16 protein-coding genes and 2 pseudogenes are annotated in these 17,009 nt (G+C 33.0%); 10 read left to right on the forward strand and 8 right to left on the reverse strand.

The genetic code is table 11. The features are described from left to right. From BXU01_RS03350 to ychF, 4 genes are all read right to left on the reverse strand, one after another. On the reverse strand, positions 1 to 525 hold the full coding sequence (locus BXU01_RS03350) for an NADPH-dependent FMN reductase (RefSeq protein WP_083691687.1): 525 nt from the start codon (positions 523 to 525) through the stop codon (positions 1 to 3). Continuing rightward, positions 522 to 1,472, reverse strand: a complete 951-nt coding sequence (locus BXU01_RS03355) for a YihY/virulence factor BrkB family protein (RefSeq protein WP_083691688.1) — start codon at positions 1,470 to 1,472, stop codon at positions 522 to 524. Before BXU01_RS03355 ends, BXU01_RS03350 begins: the two co-directional genes overlap by 4 nt. 353 nt (positions 1,473 to 1,825) lie before the next feature. Then, on the reverse strand, positions 1,826 to 2,503 hold the full coding sequence (locus BXU01_RS03360) for a TIGR02117 family protein (protein WP_083691689.1): 678 nt from the start codon (positions 2,501 to 2,503) through the stop codon (positions 1,826 to 1,828). 387 nt (positions 2,504 to 2,890) lie between these two features. Beyond that, the gene (gene ychF, locus BXU01_RS03365; RefSeq protein WP_074656996.1) at positions 2,891 to 3,985 is read right to left on the reverse strand and encodes a redox-regulated ATPase YchF; all 1,095 of its coding nucleotides are present in this window, start codon (positions 3,983 to 3,985) and stop codon (positions 2,891 to 2,893) included. A 331-nt stretch (positions 3,986 to 4,316) separates the two neighbouring features. Between ychF and BXU01_RS03370 the strand changes: the two genes are divergently transcribed. Beyond that, the gene (locus BXU01_RS03370) at positions 4,317 to 7,028 is read left to right on the forward strand and encodes a TonB-dependent receptor (protein WP_083691690.1); all 2,712 of its coding nucleotides are present in this window, start codon (positions 4,317 to 4,319) and stop codon (positions 7,026 to 7,028) included. An 80-nt stretch (positions 7,029 to 7,108) separates the two neighbouring features. Next, a complete protein-coding gene (locus tag BXU01_RS03375) occupies positions 7,109 to 7,855 on the forward strand; it encodes a class I SAM-dependent methyltransferase (protein ID WP_083691691.1) in 747 nt (248 codons plus the stop codon). 42 nt (positions 7,856 to 7,897) lie between these two features. Here the strand turns inward: BXU01_RS03375 and BXU01_RS03380 are convergent, their stop codons facing one another. Together BXU01_RS03380 and BXU01_RS03385 are read right to left on the reverse strand one after the other, a co-directional pair. After that, positions 7,898 to 9,061 carry a hypothetical protein gene (locus tag BXU01_RS03380; RefSeq protein ID WP_083691692.1) on the reverse strand — a complete coding sequence of 388 codons (1,164 nt, stop codon included), beginning with the start codon at positions 9,059 to 9,061 and terminating at the stop codon, positions 7,898 to 7,900. A 165-nt stretch (positions 9,062 to 9,226) separates the two neighbouring features. Continuing rightward, positions 9,227 to 9,580, reverse strand: a complete 354-nt coding sequence (locus tag BXU01_RS03385; protein WP_029269133.1) for a 4Fe-4S dicluster domain-containing protein — start codon at positions 9,578 to 9,580, stop codon at positions 9,227 to 9,229. 158 nt (positions 9,581 to 9,738) lie between these two features. On the opposite strand from BXU01_RS03385, the gene BXU01_RS03390 reads away from it, so the two are divergent. From BXU01_RS03390 to BXU01_RS03415, 6 genes are all read left to right on the forward strand, one after another. Then, on the forward strand, positions 9,739 to 10,812 hold the full coding sequence (locus tag BXU01_RS03390; protein WP_083691693.1) for an acyl-CoA reductase: 1,074 nt from the start codon (positions 9,739 to 9,741) through the stop codon (positions 10,810 to 10,812). Between the two features lie 93 nt (positions 10,813 to 10,905). Next, complete coding sequence (gene serC / locus BXU01_RS03395; protein WP_083691694.1) at positions 10,906 to 11,976, forward strand: 3-phosphoserine/phosphohydroxythreonine transaminase; 1,071 nt, start codon at positions 10,906 to 10,908, stop codon at positions 11,974 to 11,976. Positions 11,977 to 12,141: 165 nt separating this feature from the next. Next, complete coding sequence (locus tag BXU01_RS03400) at positions 12,142 to 13,092, forward strand: D-2-hydroxyacid dehydrogenase (protein ID WP_083691695.1); 951 nt, start codon at positions 12,142 to 12,144, stop codon at positions 13,090 to 13,092. Between the two features lie 102 nt (positions 13,093 to 13,194). Further along, the gene (locus BXU01_RS03405) at positions 13,195 to 13,758 is read left to right on the forward strand and encodes a hypothetical protein (protein ID WP_083691696.1); all 564 of its coding nucleotides are present in this window, start codon (positions 13,195 to 13,197) and stop codon (positions 13,756 to 13,758) included. A 207-nt stretch (positions 13,759 to 13,965) separates the two neighbouring features. Next, positions 13,966 to 14,406, forward strand: a complete 441-nt coding sequence (locus BXU01_RS03410; RefSeq protein WP_083691697.1) for a DUF6146 family protein — start codon at positions 13,966 to 13,968, stop codon at positions 14,404 to 14,406. A gap of 32 nt (positions 14,407 to 14,438) precedes the next feature. Next, a complete protein-coding gene (locus tag BXU01_RS03415; protein ID WP_055098230.1) occupies positions 14,439 to 14,741 on the forward strand; it encodes a DUF6787 family protein in 303 nt (100 codons plus the stop codon). A 74-nt stretch (positions 14,742 to 14,815) separates the two neighbouring features. On the opposite strand, the gene BXU01_RS03420 is transcribed toward BXU01_RS03415, so the two are convergent. Both BXU01_RS03420 and BXU01_RS03425 read right to left on the reverse strand, forming a co-directional pair. After that, positions 14,816 to 15,106: a hypothetical protein gene (locus BXU01_RS03420; RefSeq protein ID WP_083691698.1), complete on the reverse strand. Its 291-nt coding sequence runs from the start codon at positions 15,104 to 15,106 to the stop codon at positions 14,816 to 14,818. A 101-nt stretch (positions 15,107 to 15,207) separates the two neighbouring features. Then, positions 15,208 to 15,933 (reverse strand): phosphodiester glycosidase family protein, encoded by a 726-nt coding sequence (locus BXU01_RS03425; protein ID WP_083691699.1) that lies wholly within the window; start codon positions 15,931 to 15,933, stop codon positions 15,208 to 15,210. A 132-nt stretch (positions 15,934 to 16,065) separates the two neighbouring features. On the opposite strand from BXU01_RS03425, the pseudogene BXU01_RS23940 reads away from it, so the two are divergent. Together BXU01_RS23940 and BXU01_RS23945 are read left to right on the forward strand one after the other, a co-directional pair. After that, positions 16,066 to 16,278: pseudogene (locus BXU01_RS23940) on the forward strand (ATP-binding cassette domain-containing protein); the annotation flags it as partial. Positions 16,279 to 16,494: 216 nt separating this feature from the next. Next, positions 16,495 to 16,944: pseudogene (locus BXU01_RS23945) on the forward strand (ABC transporter ATP-binding protein); the annotation flags it as partial. Positions 16,945 to 17,009 lie beyond the last annotated feature (65 nt).

Below are 17,009 nucleotides of genomic sequence, written 5' to 3' on the forward strand. Positions count from 1 at the left end.
TTAAAAAGTAGACTTTATTATGTCTTTTAATTCTTTATCTAACTCTGCATTTGAGATTTTATTTTTTTCCAAATCAAAATTAGCATTAAATGTTGGTAATGAAAAAGTAGCTTTTATTTGCGCACCGTATCGTGGCAAAGCATTATTAGCGATTTCTAAAACTGATGCTCCTCCTCTTGGTCCTGGCGAAGTTGCTAATAACAACATTGGCTTTTGTTGAAAAACTTCTTTGGTTATTCTGGAACTCCAATCAAAAACATTCTTGAATGCTACTGAATAATTTCCGTTATTTTCAGCCAGAGAAACGACAAGAATATCTGCACCTTTTATCTTTTCAAGAAATACTTTTGCAATTTCGTGCTGCCCTATTTTTTTTTCGAGATCAACACTAAATAAAGGCATTTCAAAATCATTCAGATCTAAAATTTCAACTTCGGCATTTTCAAATAAACCTGCCGCATAGGTTGCTAAATGTTTATTGATCGATTGTGTACTATTACTTCCTCCAAAGGCTATGATTTTCATAATTGTTCTTGTTTTGCTGGTTCTTTTTGTTTGGGATTGTCGATTTCATAAATCTCCTTCTGAATTTCTACTGAGTATTCATTTGGATAAATTTTACCTCCGTATGATTTCGCATATACTTTAGTAAATTCTGCTCCAAAATACAGAATAATTGCTGAATAATATACCCAAACTAAAATAATTATTACAGAACCTGCTGCTCCATAAACAGAAGCAACTGTAGAACTGCCTAAATAAAAACCTATCGCAAATTTACCAATCATAAATAATATGGCAGTTACTGTTGAACCTATAAAAGCATCTTTCCATCTTATCTTTCCGTCAGGTAATGTTCTAAAAATAATAGCAAAAAGAAGTGTAATACTCGCTAGTACAATTACGATATTCACGATATAGAATAAATAAACGGTACTTTCAGGAAAATATATTTTTAAACGTGCACTAACTAAATCTAATGTCGTACTTATAAAAAGGCTGACCAGCATTAAAAAACCAACTGAAGCGATCATTGAAAATGACATTAAGCGATTTTGAATGAATTTCTTAATTCCTTTATCCGGTTTTGCGCGTAATCCCCAAATGAAATTTATAGAACTTTGTATTTCTGCAAAAACTCCCGATGCTCCAATTAGCAGCATCGCAATTCCAAATATTGTGGCAAAAACATTATCTCCGGATAATTGCACATTTTTTATCGCTTCCTGAATTTGAACTGCTGCGCCATTACCAACCAATCCGTTAATTTGTCCGTAAAGCTGACCCGTTACAGCATCTTCACCAAAGAAAAATCCGCAGATCGTGATGATGATAATTAATAAAGGAGGAAGTGCAAATATGGTATAATAGGATAATGCTGCACTAAGTTTAATAGCATTGTCGTCATTAAATTCTAAAAAGGTATTCTTTAGCAGAAACCATGACTTGGAGAATATATTTTTTATTTTCACGATACTTCTGGTTTTTAGATATACTCTCAAATTTAATGAATAATTAAAAAAATAGGATTCTTGCTTTTTAGGTGAATTTTACATTTTTCCCATGTCAAAAAATTCAATTTTGATTATAAATGTGTAGTCCCATACGGGACATTTTGCATGGGTATAATTCTTTTTTCTACCAATATTTAACTCCTAAAGGAGTTTTTAATATTAGGTTGTCTAAAAAAAATCATATAGATTTCTTTAAATTATTAATGCTTACTATCTAGTAGAGATTAAATATTGGCAGCACAATATTCATTATTATTTTTTTTGTCCCGTAGGAACTACAAATTTCTATCCAGAATCTCTATAAAAAATTTTTATTCATAATGGCAAAAAATACCTTTATCATAAACCGTCCACAAACTTGCTTTTTGATTAGCGGCTTTTAAGGCACAATTTGCCCAGGTGTTACAAGTATAAAACAAACTATAACTTCCTTTAGCTTCATAAAAAGCATCTTTCCTTCCGTAGCTATACCCTTCAATCCATTGTGGATGGTTTGCATCCAGAAAGCTTTCAGAAATAAAAGTGACTAACTTTTGGTAATTCTCTTTTGAAATTATAATGCGTTTGCAATCATCTCCTTCTTTAAGTTGTTTGAAAAATGTGGTGTGCATGGCTGATGAACTTACTCCAAATGCGGCTTTCAATGCCGTACTTGCTTTTAAGTCTGACCATTCAGGAGTATGCAGGTAAAAACCTTTATCACCCCAGCCAAAAGCAATATATTGCATGGTACTGTCTTTTGATTTTGTCTGACTAAACTGAATCTCTTTTCGCCAGTCTTTAATTTCATTGACAACCGGAACTACAATATCTGTATGAACGCCGTTTGAGAGGATATAAATAGGAATTCCGTCTTTCTCTTCTACTTGTACAACATCAGAATTGACGGTGATTTTAGAAATCAGATATACTGCAATAAGATACAAAACAAGAAAAGTAATGATGCCGAGAATAGTCCAGCCAAGAAATTTTAAGGTCGTTTTTAGCATTTTGATGGGTTTATTTTTTGGTTGTTAAATTGATACTTTTTTGTACTAACCAATTTTTGAGCCAAAAAAATAATGGTACGCGGATTACACGGATTCGCTAACGCGAAAGCACCGATTTAAACAGATTTTTTTATGTTTTATTTTTTTTATGTAGATTTTATTGTCATTTCGACCGAAGGGAGAAATCACACGCGGGATTCAACAAAGATTAGTATTTTTTTGCAGAGTTTCGAGTACGATTTCTACCTTGGGTCTCAATGATAAACTTTGCGGGCTTCGACTTCGCTCAGCTTGACAGACGTGACTTTCAAACATAAAAAAACTGCTAGATTTCTCCAGCAGTTTTAGTCTATTTTCTATATTCTTTATTCTATTCTCTAGAAAAAATTAAACGTTAAAACGGAAATGCATTACATCACCATCTTTTACGATATATTCTTTTCCTTCGACTTTGAATTTTCCTGCTTCTTTTGCTTTTGCTTCTGAACCGTATTGAACGTAATCTTCATATGAAATTACCTCAGCACGAATGAATCCTTTTTCGAAATCAGTATGGATAACTCCGGCTGCTTGTGGTGCTGTAGAACCAATATTGATAGTCCAGGCACGAACTTCTTTTACACCAGCGGTAAAGTAAGTTTGTTGTTTTAGTAATTTGTAAGCTGCACGAATTAAAACTGATGCTCCAGGCTCTGTTAATCCCATGTCTTCAAGGAAAACCTGACGCTCTTCGTAACTTTCTAATTCTGTGATATCAGCCTCTGCTCCTACTGAAAGGATAATTACTTCAGCATCTTCATCTTTTACCAATTCACGAACCTGATCTACATATTTGTTTCCGTTTACTGCTGAATTTTCATCAACATTACAAACATATAAAACTGGTTTTGCAGTAATTAACTGAAACGATTCCATTAAAACCTCTTCATCATTACCTTGAGGAATAATAGTACGGGCTGATTTAGCCTGTAATAACGACTCTCTGATTCTGTCTAAAAGAGCTTTCTCAGTTTGCGCTTCCTTATTTCCGGTTTTAGCTGCACGATTTACTTTCTCTAAACGTTTTTCAACAGTTTCAAGATCTTTTAATTGCAGCTCAATATCGATTGTTTCTTTATCACGAATTGGGTTTACGTTTCCGTCTACGTGAACAATATTATCATTATCAAAACAACGTAAAACGTGAATGATAGCATTACATTCTCTAATGTTTCCTAAAAATTGATTTCCAAGACCTTCCCCTTTACTTGCTCCTTTTACCAAACCTGCAATATCAACGATATCAACAGTTGCCATTTGAACGCGCTCTGGTTTTACTAATTCTTCTAATTTATTGATTCTTGGATCCGGAACGTTTACAACACCAATATTAGGTTCGATTGTACAAAACGGAAAGTTTGCACTTTGCGCTTTTGCATTAGACAAACAATTAAATAGAGTCGATTTTCCAACATTTGGTAATCCTACAATTCCTGCTTTCATATTTAGATAATATTTGTTTTTTTATTGATTTTAGCCTCGTTAGCCGTTGCCGTTATTGACTATATATCAAATACATACCAACTGACTTAATTCTTTTTTAGCTGTTTTTTCTTTCTTTTAAAATTTTGTCAAAATATCACTTTTTGCCCCTAAAATTTTGCAAATATAAGATTTAATACCTCGTAACTAAACAAAAAATGACGATATATGTTTTTTTACTACTTTTCTTAAAAAAAATCAAACTTTTTATTAATATTTTGTTAAATAAACCTACTTTTATCGCAATATTTAACAAACCATATAGAAATTTTTAACCAAAACAAGTTTTAACATGAGAAGAATTGCAATTTTATTTTTTTTATTTAATACCCTATTTATTTTTGCACAGAAGCAAATTTCGGGTATTGTAAAGGACAATACAGGAAATCCCCTGCCTGGTGTCAACATTGTAGAAAAAGGCACAAACAACGGAGTATCGACGGATATTGACGGATCGTACAAAATAACTGTAAAAGAAGGTGCTTCATTGATTTTTACCTATATGGGTTACACTACGACAACGAGATTGGCAAATGCATCGCAAATTGATGTATCCTTATCTGAAGAAGGCGGACAAAATCTTGACGAAGTAGTCGTGACAGGATCCAGAACTGCTGCCAGAAGTAACACTACCAGTGCATTACCAATTGATGTATTATCCGCAAAAGATTTAACCTCTACAGGACAAGCAACATTTGATAAGGCATTGCAGTACAAAATTCCATCGTTTAATACTGTACAAACGCCTGTAAATGATGCAACATCATTACTGGATCCTTACGAGATCAGGAATATGGGACCATCAAGAACTTTGATCCTTATTAATGGTAAACGTAAAAACTTAAGTTCATTACTTTATGTACAAACTTCTCCGGGTCGTGGAGAAACCGGAGCAGATATTTCTGCAATCCCAACAGATGCAATCGAAAGAGTTGAGATTCTTCGTGACGGAGCTTCTGCTCAATACGGTTCTGATGCTATTGCGGGAGTAATGAACATTATTTTAAAGAAAAATGCTACTGATGGATCTTTGACTGTAAGAAGCGGAATTACTTCTGAAGGTGATGGCGAAATGCTGGGCGTAAGTTTAAACAATGGTACTACTGTGGGCGAAAAAGGTTTTTTAAATTACACCATAGATTTCTCTAAGGTAAATTTAGCCAACAGACCTGGTACAGTTGATGCACAAGGCGAAGCAAATGACTTTTTAGATGGATCACCTGCTGCTGTAGCAAGTGTTCAATCTTTTCTGGATAAATATCCTGATGCAAGAAACGTAAATGGTTCCCCGGAAACAGCAGCTGCAAAATTCCTGATTAACGGTGGAAACGATATTAGCGATAATACTAAATTATACTATAACGCTGCTTATGTGTACAAAAAAGTAAAATCATTCGCTAACTTTAGAACGCCGTACTGGAGACCTTTATCTGATGATCCTTACCTAAATGATTTCTTTGGAAATGGTAATGATGCAAATCCTTCTTATGCTGGATATGGACCTACTTTTGAAGGAGATTTAACCGATTACAACGGAACTTTAGGTTTTAAAAACGTCAAAAACGGCTGGAATACTGATGCAAGTTTAACGGTTGGTGGTAACAAACAGGTTTATTCAGTAAACAACTCTGTAAACAGATCTGATATTCTTGATGATAATGGAAATAATGTTTATAGAGAAAATAGTCCGATCTCGTTTAAACCAGGTGGAACTTCTTTTAATCATGTAGTTGGAAACATTGATGTTTCTAAAATTGTATCTGATAAAATTAGTATTGGTTTTGGTACCGAGTTCAGATCAGAATATTTTACTGTTATCGAAGGAGATAAAGCTTCATGGGACGGAACCGGAGCTGACTCTTTTGCCGGAAACAGACCTGAGAATTCAGGAAAATGGAACAGATATAATGTTGGGGTTTACTTAGATGTAGCTTTTGATATTACCAAAGACTTTTTAATAAACGGTACTGTTCGTCATGAAGAATATAGTGATTTTGGCGGAGCAACTGTCTGGAAAGCAAGTACAAGATATAAATTCCTTGATGATAAAATAACTTTAAGAGGATCTGTATCAACTGGTTTCAGAGCGCCAACTTTACACCAGATTTATACTCAAAAATCTCAGTATTCATTTGTAGCGGGAGAAGGAATTCAGATTAGCGGAATCATAAATAACGTTTCTCCTCAGGCACGCCAGCTAGGTATTCCACCTTTAGATCCTGAAAAATCAACTAACGTAACTGTTGGTATTGGTGCAAAACCATTTCAAAACTTTAATTTTACGATCGATTACTACAATATTAAGGTAGAAGACAGAATCGTTTTAGGAGACAGACAAGATACTGATTTTGGAAATGTTGCCTGGTTTTCTAACTCTTTCGATTCAAGAACTTCCGGTTTAGATGTAGTTGCTAATTACAATAACGTTGGAATTGGCGAAGGTAAATTAGGATTTAATCTGTCAGGAAATATTACTATACAAAATGAGAGAATTTCTCCTGTAACGAACAACTCATTTGGTGATATCCTGAACTCTTTGACTTTTACTTCAAGACCTGATACAAAATGGATTTTTGGAATCAATTATGAAATTGGTAAATTCGGATTTTCTTTGAATAATACTTATTTCGGAAAAACTACTTTTAATCAGGATGGTTTAGCAACAAATGATCCTAATGCTCCGGTTAATTCTCCGGAATTTTTAGCTGCTAACCTTAAAACAGAATTCATTCCTAAAATTGTTACTGATTTAGGCGTAAACTTTAGTGCTACCGAAAAACTAACCATTGCATTAAATGTAAACAACTTATTTAATATTTTGCCTGAATGGAAATTCGTAGCAGAAAATGAGGCCGGAGCTGCTTTACTTGCTGATCCTGCACAAACAAAACAACAATCTAATTTACTTACATTTAACCAGCGTTATTCCAGAATGACATATGATGGATTCCATTTTAGTCAATTAGGAACTATGTTTAATTTATCTGTGAATTATAAATTCTAAGTTCAACTTTGTTTAAATATTAAAAGGGTTGTCTTTATGACAGCCCTTTTTTATAATTTTATAATTTAAAAAAGAGCATTATGGCAAATTTATATGAAGGAAAAATGGCCGCGATTTACGATGCTATGTATCAGACATTTGTTGATTATGACGAAGAATATCTTTTTTATAATAATTTACTTCAGGAGAATAATAGGTCCAGTATTCTTGAAATAGGAAGTGGCACCGGAAATCTCACGAAACGATTTCTGGATAACAATCACCATTATCAAGGCCTTGATTACAGCGAAAGCATGATTGCAATTGCCAGAGAAAAAAATAAAAATGCTATTTTTATTTCGGGTGATATGCGCGATTTTCAACTTGCGAATCCTGTCGATTCTATTTTAATTACCGGAAGATCTACAAGTTACCTGATTACCAATGATGATATTAACAGAACTTTTGAATCTATCTATAAAAATCTCAATGAGAATGGTGTAGTTATTTTTGATTTTATAGATGCCAACAGGTTTATTCCTTTTACAAAAGAAAATCCTGTAATTATTCATGAAGCAAAGTTTGAAGACATAAATTACATCAGAGAAAGTCATTGGGATACCAATAATTTACTTGAGAATTTTATGCTGGAATGGACTGCACAATATTATATTATTAAAAACGGAGAGAAAGAAATCCTGGAGAATGATTTTTCTACCGTACGTGTTTTTACCCTCAATGAAATTCAGCTTTTTTTATACCTCAATAATTTTGAAATACTTAAAACCATTGATCGAAAAACGTATGCGTATGATACTTATGTTATTGTAGCTAAAAAAAGAGCATAAAAAATCCTGAATTAATTCAGGATTTTTTATTTTTCTTAAAACCTACATCTTAAAGTCTAAGGAACTTATTATTGCTTTTTCTTCTTCGGTAGCTGTAAAGCCGGAAATATCCCAATAATTAGTCAAAATCTTATTCTTTTTATTAAAGAGTGATTTTTCCTTAAAAACATCACTTTCGTTGTATGTGAATTTTTGCTTATTAAAATTGGTCGTGATAAAATTATTGCGAACCTGAATATTTTTTACCTGATCTTTTAAAATTAAATCATATCCTATTTCTTCATTCGAACTCAATAAATAATAATCTGATCCGTCGAGCCTGTAGTTTACTTTTACAAAAGATCTGGTAATATGTTTTGAACCAATCTTTGGTTTTTCTTCGGTTTCATTTGTATTCGCCGGATTAAAAATACAGGTAAATTCCATTATTATCTTTTTCTCAGGATCATAAACAATTTCAAAACTATCCCTGTTTTTTTTCGTTTTATCCAATGGAGCAATATTCATTACATAATATTTCTCATTGCCCGGATGTCCTTTTATAATATAGTCGTACTCTTTCTTCGCTTTTGGATCTAAAACAATTTCAAAATAATTAAGGTTAGAATAATTCTCCATAATATTATTCAGGTTATATCCTCGTAAATCCTCACTTACATCTGTTTCCAGCAAGCCATAAGAACGATTTTGTTCGACTAATAATGTTGTAGTGACATTTTTTTGATGACCTGAAAACTGAAAATTTACAAGTCCGTCATTATAATAAGAGTATTTATTGTCGAGCATAAAAAATTCTCGTACGTACACTTTTAACCGATAAGGCATGGTTAATTTTTCTATCGAATTAGAAACCACTTTTCGCAGTATTTTTTGTGGATTTTCTTTAGATAAAACAATTTCATCTAATTTATTATCCTTGTTCTGTAAATAAACTACAAATTGGTCTTCTTTTAAAGTTGCCCAGCGAACGGTAAGATTTTCATAATTCATCTCAGAAACCTGAACATTCGAAGCTCCGTTTAAAACAAAAGTTACCTTTCCTTCTTCATTACTCAGCAAAACTTGCTTCGTTTTAAGTATAACAACCGTCGCATTCTCTATTGGCAGCTGTGTCTCTATATCTTTTACAACTATAGAATATTCCGTATTTTGTGCACAAATAGTAATAGTAAATAATACGACAAATAAAAATATTAGTTTCTTCATAGGCCTTATTAAATTTTCAACTAAAGTATTAATTTTTTATTAATAAACTAACATTCAATAAATAAAACATTAAAAACCAACGAAATAGCCTAATTATACTGAAGAAATTTAAGCAAAAAAAATCCTGAGCGATAACTCAGGATTTATATTTTTTATGGTCGAAATTTATTCGTCACCGTGTAAAAACGCTTGTCTGTTCAAGAGAGTTTCTTCATCTTCTACGTGATTATCATCTGGCACACAACAATCAACCGGACATACAGCAGCACATTGAGGTTCATCATGAAAACCTTTACACTCTGTACATTTTCCTGGAACAATATAGTATACTTCGTCAGAAATTGGAGTTTGAGCATCATCAGCATCAACCTCAGTTCCGTCCGGTAAAATTACTTTTCCTTTAAGACTAGTTCCGTCTTTATATCTCCAATCATCAGCTCCTTCATAAATTGCTGTATTTGGGCACTCTGGTTCACAAGCCCCACAGTTTATGCATTCGTCAGTTATAATTATTGCCATTTTTTTTCAGTCTTAAAATTAAAAGTCTTCGAGTTACAAGTCAAAAAACATATAAAAAAGACATTTGAAGCTTTTGACTTTAATGACTTTTGACTTTCGACTTATTTATCCTTATTTTTGTGCAAAATTACAATCAAAACAATTCATAAGCAAACATTATGACATTAGAAACAAAAAAAAGTGTTTTTGTTGAATTAGGCAAATTTCTAAATCAGTTTTCTGAAACAAATAACATACAAAATGAGTCAGTTTTAGGCAATGATTTGTTTTTTGATGATTTTATAAATCTGATACACCTTTCTCAATCACACAACGGATGGTACACACCAGAACAAGTGTATTTTGCAATAAAATCCTGGGCAGACGCCTTAACAGAAGAAAACATAGCCAAATGGCTTTCTGAATATTCCTTCGACTCCGTTCAGGATGACAACAATGCAAAAAATGTTGCCTTAATTCTTGCCGGGAATATTCCGTTAGTTGGTTTTCACGATTTTTTATCGGTATTAATTACAGGAAATAGCGCTTTAATCAAAACATCATCAAACGATCAGCATTTATTACCGTTTTTAGCTAAATATTTAATTTTCGTTGATGAAAGCTTAAAAGACAAGATCACTTTTGTAGAAGGCAAACTCGAAAACTTTGATACCGTAATTGCTACCGGAAGTAATAATACTGCCCGTTATTTTGAATATTACTTTAAGGATAAACCTTCAATTATTCGTAAAAACAGGAATTCGGTTGCTGTTTTAAACGGAAAAGAAACAAAAGAAGACCTGGAAAATTTAGGTGAAGATATTTTTAGGTATTTTGGATTAGGATGTCGCAATGTTTCGAAACTTTTTGTACCGAAAGACTATTCGTTTGTAGCATTTTTTGAAGCAATTTTTAAATATCAGGATGTGATTCATTATGAGAAATACGCTAATAATTACGATTATAATAAAGCAGTATTTTTAATGAGTAATTTCAAATTATTAGATAACGGATTTTTGACTTTAAAGGAAGATCCAAGCTACGCCTCGCCTATTTCGAGTGTTTTTTATGAATTCTATGAAAATATCGAAGATTTACAGACTCGTCTTGAAGCTGAGGCTGAACAAATTCAGTGTATTGTAAGCAATGATTTGGTCAAAAATAGTATTGCCTTCGGGCAGACTCAAAATCCGCAATTGTGGGATTATGCAGATAACGTAGATACTATAACGTTTTTGTTAACAACAAAGTAAAAATATGTTTAATTATTTCGAATAATTTATCGCTTTTTCAGCTCCTATTGCCGAAATTTGCGTCTTTAAATTTTTCGACTATTAACAACAACCATGAAAAAACACAACTACAGCGCAGGACCAAGTATCTTACCTCAAGAAGTTTTTGAAAAAGCATCAAAAGCTATATTAAATTTTAATGATTCAGGACTTTCTATTCTTGAAATTTCGCACCGAAGCAAAGATTTCGTTGCCGTTATGGATGAAGCTCGTTCCCTTGCTTTAGAGTTACTAGGACTTACAGGAAAAGGATACCAGGCTTTATTTTTACAAGGTGGTGCAAGTACAGCATTCTTAATGGCTCCTTATAATTTATTGAAAGAAGGCGGAAAAGCTGCTTACTTAGATTCCGGAACCTGGGCAACTGCTGCTATAAAAGAAGCAAAAAACTTTGGAGAAACTGTTGTTGTAGCTTCTTCAAAAGAAGAAAATTACAACCATATTCCAAAAGGTTATACCATACCTAGTGATGCTGATTATTTTCACTGCACTAGTAACAATACTATTTTTGGAACTCAGATGAAAGATTTTCCGGCAACAAATATTCCGGTTGTTTGCGATATGAGTTCTGATATTTTTTCACGCAATTTAGACTTTTCTAAATTTGATTTAATCTATGCCGGAGCTCAAAAAAATATGGGTCCTGCAGGAACTACATTAGTAGTTGTTAAAGAAGAAATCTTAGAGAAATCAGGAAGAACTATACCAAGTATGTTAGATTACGCTAAACATATTAAAGCAGAAAGTATGTATAATACTCCTCCTGTTTTTGCTGTTTATGTTTCTCTATTGACTTTGCAATGGATTAAAGAAAAAGGCGGAGTTGCTGCTGTTGAAAAATTAAACGACGCAAAAGCGGATCTACTTTATGCTGAAATTGACAGAAACCCATTATTCAAAGGTGCTGCAGCGGTAGAAGATCGTTCTAAAATGAATGTTACTTTCTTATTGAACAACGCTGATCATACAGAAACTTTTGACGCTTTATGGAAAGCTGCAGGAATTTCAGGATTGCCAGGACACCGTTCTGTAGGTGGTTACAGAGCTTCTATTTACAATGCTATGCCTATCGAAAGTGTTCAGGTTTTAGTTGATGTAATGAAAGCTTTGGAGACTAAAGTTTAGTTTTTTTTCGGTTAATCGTTAATTTGTTTAACTGTTTAATCGTCAAAAAATGCTTCCTTTAAAATATCAAAAAAGAAAATTATAATAGTTGGCTGATCGATTAAACAATTAACCGTACAAACAGTTAAACAGTTATACGATTAACCAAATAAACAATAAAATACAATGAAAGTATTAGCAAATGACGGAATTTCTAAAAGTGGAATTCTAGCCTTAGAAAAAGGTGGATTTGAAGTTATAACTACAAAAGTAGCTCAGGAACAAGTAGCTAATTTTGTAAATGAAAATAATGTAGACGTAGTTTTAGTGCGTAGTGCAACTAAAGTACGTAAAGATATTATTGATGCTTGTCCAGGACTTAAAATTATTGGTCGTGGTGGTGTTGGTATGGATAATATCGATGTTGATTATGCAAAAAGCAAAGGAATTCATGTAATTAATACACCTGCTTCATCATCAGAATCTGTTGCTGAATTGGTTTTTGGTCACTTGTTTTCTGGTGTTCGTTTCTTGCATGATTCTAACAGAAATATGCCTCTTGAAGGAGATTCAAACTTTGATGGTTTGAAAAAAGCTTACGCAAATGGAACTGAATTAAGAGGTAAAACTTTAGGTATTGTTGGTATTGGCCGTATTGGACAAGCTACAGCAAAAATGGCTCTTGGTTTAGGGATGAAAGTTATCGCTGCAGATAGTTTTATTCCTTCTGTAGATGTAAAAGTTGAGTTTTTTGATGGTCAGTCTATCACAACTACAATTGTTTCTCAATCATTAGAATCTTTATTTAAAGAAGCTGATTTCATTACCTTACACGTTCCTGCTCAGGATGGTTACATCATTGGAGAAAAAGAATTGGCTATCATGAAAGATGGTGTTGGAATCGTAAACTGTGCTCGTGGTGGTGTTATTGACGAAGTTGCTTTAGTAAAAGCATTAGACTCAGGTAAAGTTTCTTTTGCAGGTTTAGACGTTTTTGAAAGCGAACCAAAACCGGAAATGGCGATCTTAATGCACACTAAAATTTCTCTAACTCCACACATTGGAGCTGCAACAGGAGAAGCACAAGACAGAATTGGAACAGAATTAGCTTCACAAATTATTACGTTGTTGAGCTAAGCAATTAAAAAATAGATTAACTTTAAAGGGATTTATTACATATTTGTAGTAAATCCCTTTCTTTTTAATTAAATTTGTCGTCTAATCTAAATCTAAAAAATCATGTTTGAACAATTAACCCAATTAGTACAGCAATACGGAGGCAACGCTGTTGTAAACAATACTGCTGTGCCAAACGAGCATAATGAAGCCGTAATAACTGAAACTAGCACTTCGATATTTGCTGGATTACAAAAAATCGCTTCAGAAGGCGGCGGCGAGCAATTGGCCAGTTTATTTAGTGGTAAATCGGCTATTGATAGTTCTAACCCTGTTGTACAGCAAATAACGCAACAGCTGTCAGGAAAACTTGGTGAAAAGTTTGGATTAAGCAGCGACGCTTCTTCAGGCGTTGCAGCAAGTATGATTCCGCAAATATTAAGTTCCTTAGTAAATAAAGCAAAAGACCCGAATGACAGCAGTTTTCAGATTTCTGATATTATCAGTTCCCTTACAGGAAATAGCGGACAAGCTTCCGGCATTATGGAAACGATTAATAAATACGGAATGCAATTTGGTTTAGACCAAAACAATGACGGAAAAGTAGATGTCGCAGATGTTCTTGTAGTCACTAAAACCAAAGGCGGAATTGCCGGATTTATTGGTAAATTATTTGGGAGTAAATAGCTTCTTAAAAGTTGCTAAGATTCTGAGTTGCTAAGCAACTAAGATAACAAAAGCTGTTTACTCAAAGTAAGCGGCTTTTCTTTTAGAAAATTTCACAAATACTTAGCAACTCAGAAGCTTAGCATCTTAGGGCCTTTTTTACAAAACTGTTAAATAACAAAATTCATAATTGAATAATTTGTAATTTTAAGTTTGAAACTAAAAGTCATGAAACAAATTCTTTCCATATTAGTGCTTCTGTTTACGATTATTGCATGTTCTACAGCTTCTAAAAATACTGTTGCGACGAATTCTGTATCTAAACCTAATACGGCTGTAAATGACACAGTTCGAATTGCCAATGACTCGCTTGAATATGAAGTTATAATTATTGACAATGGCTTTAGTAACTGGCTGGCATCAATGGCGCTTCCGCGTAATTATTATTCCTTGTCTTATCTTGAAAACAAGAATTACTTATATGTGACAGAATGGAATAATCGGGTTTTACAACCGCAGCGTTATAATCCAAATTTATACGAAATGACAATCGACTACAGGCCAAATATTCATTATGGATACGAAGTAAATTACCTGATTTATAATTATATGATTTATTTTCAAAATACATACAAACAAAAGCTCGGCGGGTATGTTCCTATAAGATAATGTTCTTATATTTGTAATCATTGCAAATAAAAATGAATAGATTAAAAAAACGTTGGGGAATTACCTCAAATCTACAAGCCATAATTATATTTATTGTTTTTGCCATCACAGGATCGGCATCTGCATGGTTGTCTAAACCCTTTTGTGTATTTCTGGGCATTACCAAAGAAGATTTTGGCGGATGGTTTACTTTAATCCGTTTATTAATTATTTTTCCTATTTATCAGGTTTTATTGGTGGCCATAGGAACAATTTTTGGGCAATTCCGCTTTTTTTGGAACTTCGAAAAGAAAATGCTTAAAAATATGGGACTTGGTTTTTTGTTTAAAGATTAATTCAGCTTCATTAAGAAATAAAAAATGGCAACTTTTAAGGTTGCCATTTTTCATTTATAAAATTGTTACGATTTTTAGTTTTCTCCTTTTTGAAAATAATACGTATAAATCCACGTAATTGTAAAGGACGGAATTATATCTGTAAACGGTAATGCTTCCTCTATAAAAGTTAAAACACTCGCAACTCTCCCTACTCTGCCTTTATACATTCTGGTCATAATAAAAGCCGCAACCGGAGCCCAAATCACATCTGAGAATTCTCCCAAAAGCGGAATTGTAAAGGAAATCATTCCAACTCCGTCCAAAAGAATTCCTAACAGAAGTTTTCTCATTCTGTCATCACTTGTTACATTTATTTCCTGCATTTCTATTTTATTTAGATATTAATCGAATTTATAAAGAATTCATCAAATGGAACTTCCTTGTAATCAAAATTTTATTTCTTAATTCCCATATAACAAACTCTTTATTTATTTATTTTTTCTGTCACTGCAAATAACACACCAAAATTTCCATCGGTCTGAATCCAGTTCTCTGACGGAGCATATGCCCGTGACACAAACCCGTCCAGATACAACGCATTTTTACAGCCTGACGTTTTAAAATAATTTGCAAAATCATAAAAATTAATTTCCTTTTTAGACAATACAAAGAGTAGTTTTCCATCAGGGAGAATCCCAACTCCATTTCGAATATTCAAATTAACAGATCCTTTTTTAAACTCGGGATGAATTTTACCATCAACAACTAACATTGGACCGGATTGCGTTGCATATGCTATTTGTTGATTATTACGAAAATCTTCTGTTTTACAAATTGCAGCAGTTTTGTTTGTGGTTATATAAAATACGCCATTAGGTTTTAGATAGAAATTTCCCGATGCTTGTGTTGTATCCAGAGGCATTAACATTTTATTGTTTTCGATATAAAGTCCCTGTGGCGAATTATCTTTTTTATACATTCCGGCATTCATTGCAAAATCAAGAGTCCTGTTATTTTGCTCCAGCCATAATTTTAAGTTTTGTATACTTCCAAAATTCTGATTCTTATCATTTTTCCAATATAGTTTTAAATCTTGTTTTTTAAGATCGACTTTATAAACCAAAAATGAATCTTCAGAATATATTTTTGCACTTATAAATATTCCTAAAAGTGCTGTTATCAAAAGTATTAGTCCAATTTTTATTTTCATCTTTTTAAAATATTTATGATAAATGTAAAATAAAATTCCCTGATCTCCTTAAATGGCTTTCTTCTTAAAATTCTGTTACAACTCATTTTTATATCGGCAGAATCTTTGTTTCTTTGTAGAAACAGTTTCAAAATGATCCACGCAAAAAATATACATAAGTTTTACGATAAATTAGAAGTCCTGAAAGGAGTTGATTTGCATATCAAAAAAGGAGAAATTGTTTCGATAGTTGGTGCTTCCGGTGCCGGAAAAACGACCCTTTTACAAATTCTGGGAACACTTGACAAACCTGAAATCAACCCCAATTCATCTTTGACTATTAACGGAGAAAATGTATTGCAATTACAAGATGTAGAAACCGATAACTCAAAACAGGAAAAAACGTTTAAATGGGTTACCCGCAGCGGTGCGGTTTATGTACTTTGTCTTCTGATTTTTTTATTTTTCTTTAAGCAGGCAATCCTAGATGATGTAACCAGATATAGTATTGCAGGCGTTTTAGTACTGCCACTTTTATTCGTAGCAATTTATCTGAATCGTTATTTTAAAAAGAAAAGCAAACAAGACAAGACATTATCTAATTTCAGGAATTTAAATCTTGGTTTTATATTCCAATTTCATCAATTGCTGCCGGAATTTACCGCCCTGGAAAACGTTTGTATCCCCGCTTTTATGGCAAATAAACCAAAAGCAGAAACGGAAAAAGAAGCTAAAAAAATCTTAGAATATTTAGGTCTTTCCCACAGGATACATCACAAACCAAACGAACTTTCAGGAGGTGAACAGCAAAGAGTTGCCGTAGCAAGAGCATTAATCAATAAGCCGGATGTTATTTTTGCCGATGAACCTTCAGGAAATCTGGACACTCATTCTGCCGAAAACCTGCACCAGTTATTCTTTCAGCTTCGTGACGAATTTGGACAAACGTTTGTCATTGTAACACACAACGAAGAACTGGCAAATATGGCCGACAGAAAATTAGTAATGGTCGATGGTTTAATTAGTAATTAATGATGCTTGTCAATACTTATTTTTCATCCAATACTGCATAAGCAAGTTGAGTTTTCTGTTAAAAT

This window comes from [Flexibacter] sp. ATCC 35103, from assembly GCF_001975985.1.
Lineage (GTDB): Bacteria > Bacteroidota > Bacteroidia > Flavobacteriales > Flavobacteriaceae > Flavobacterium.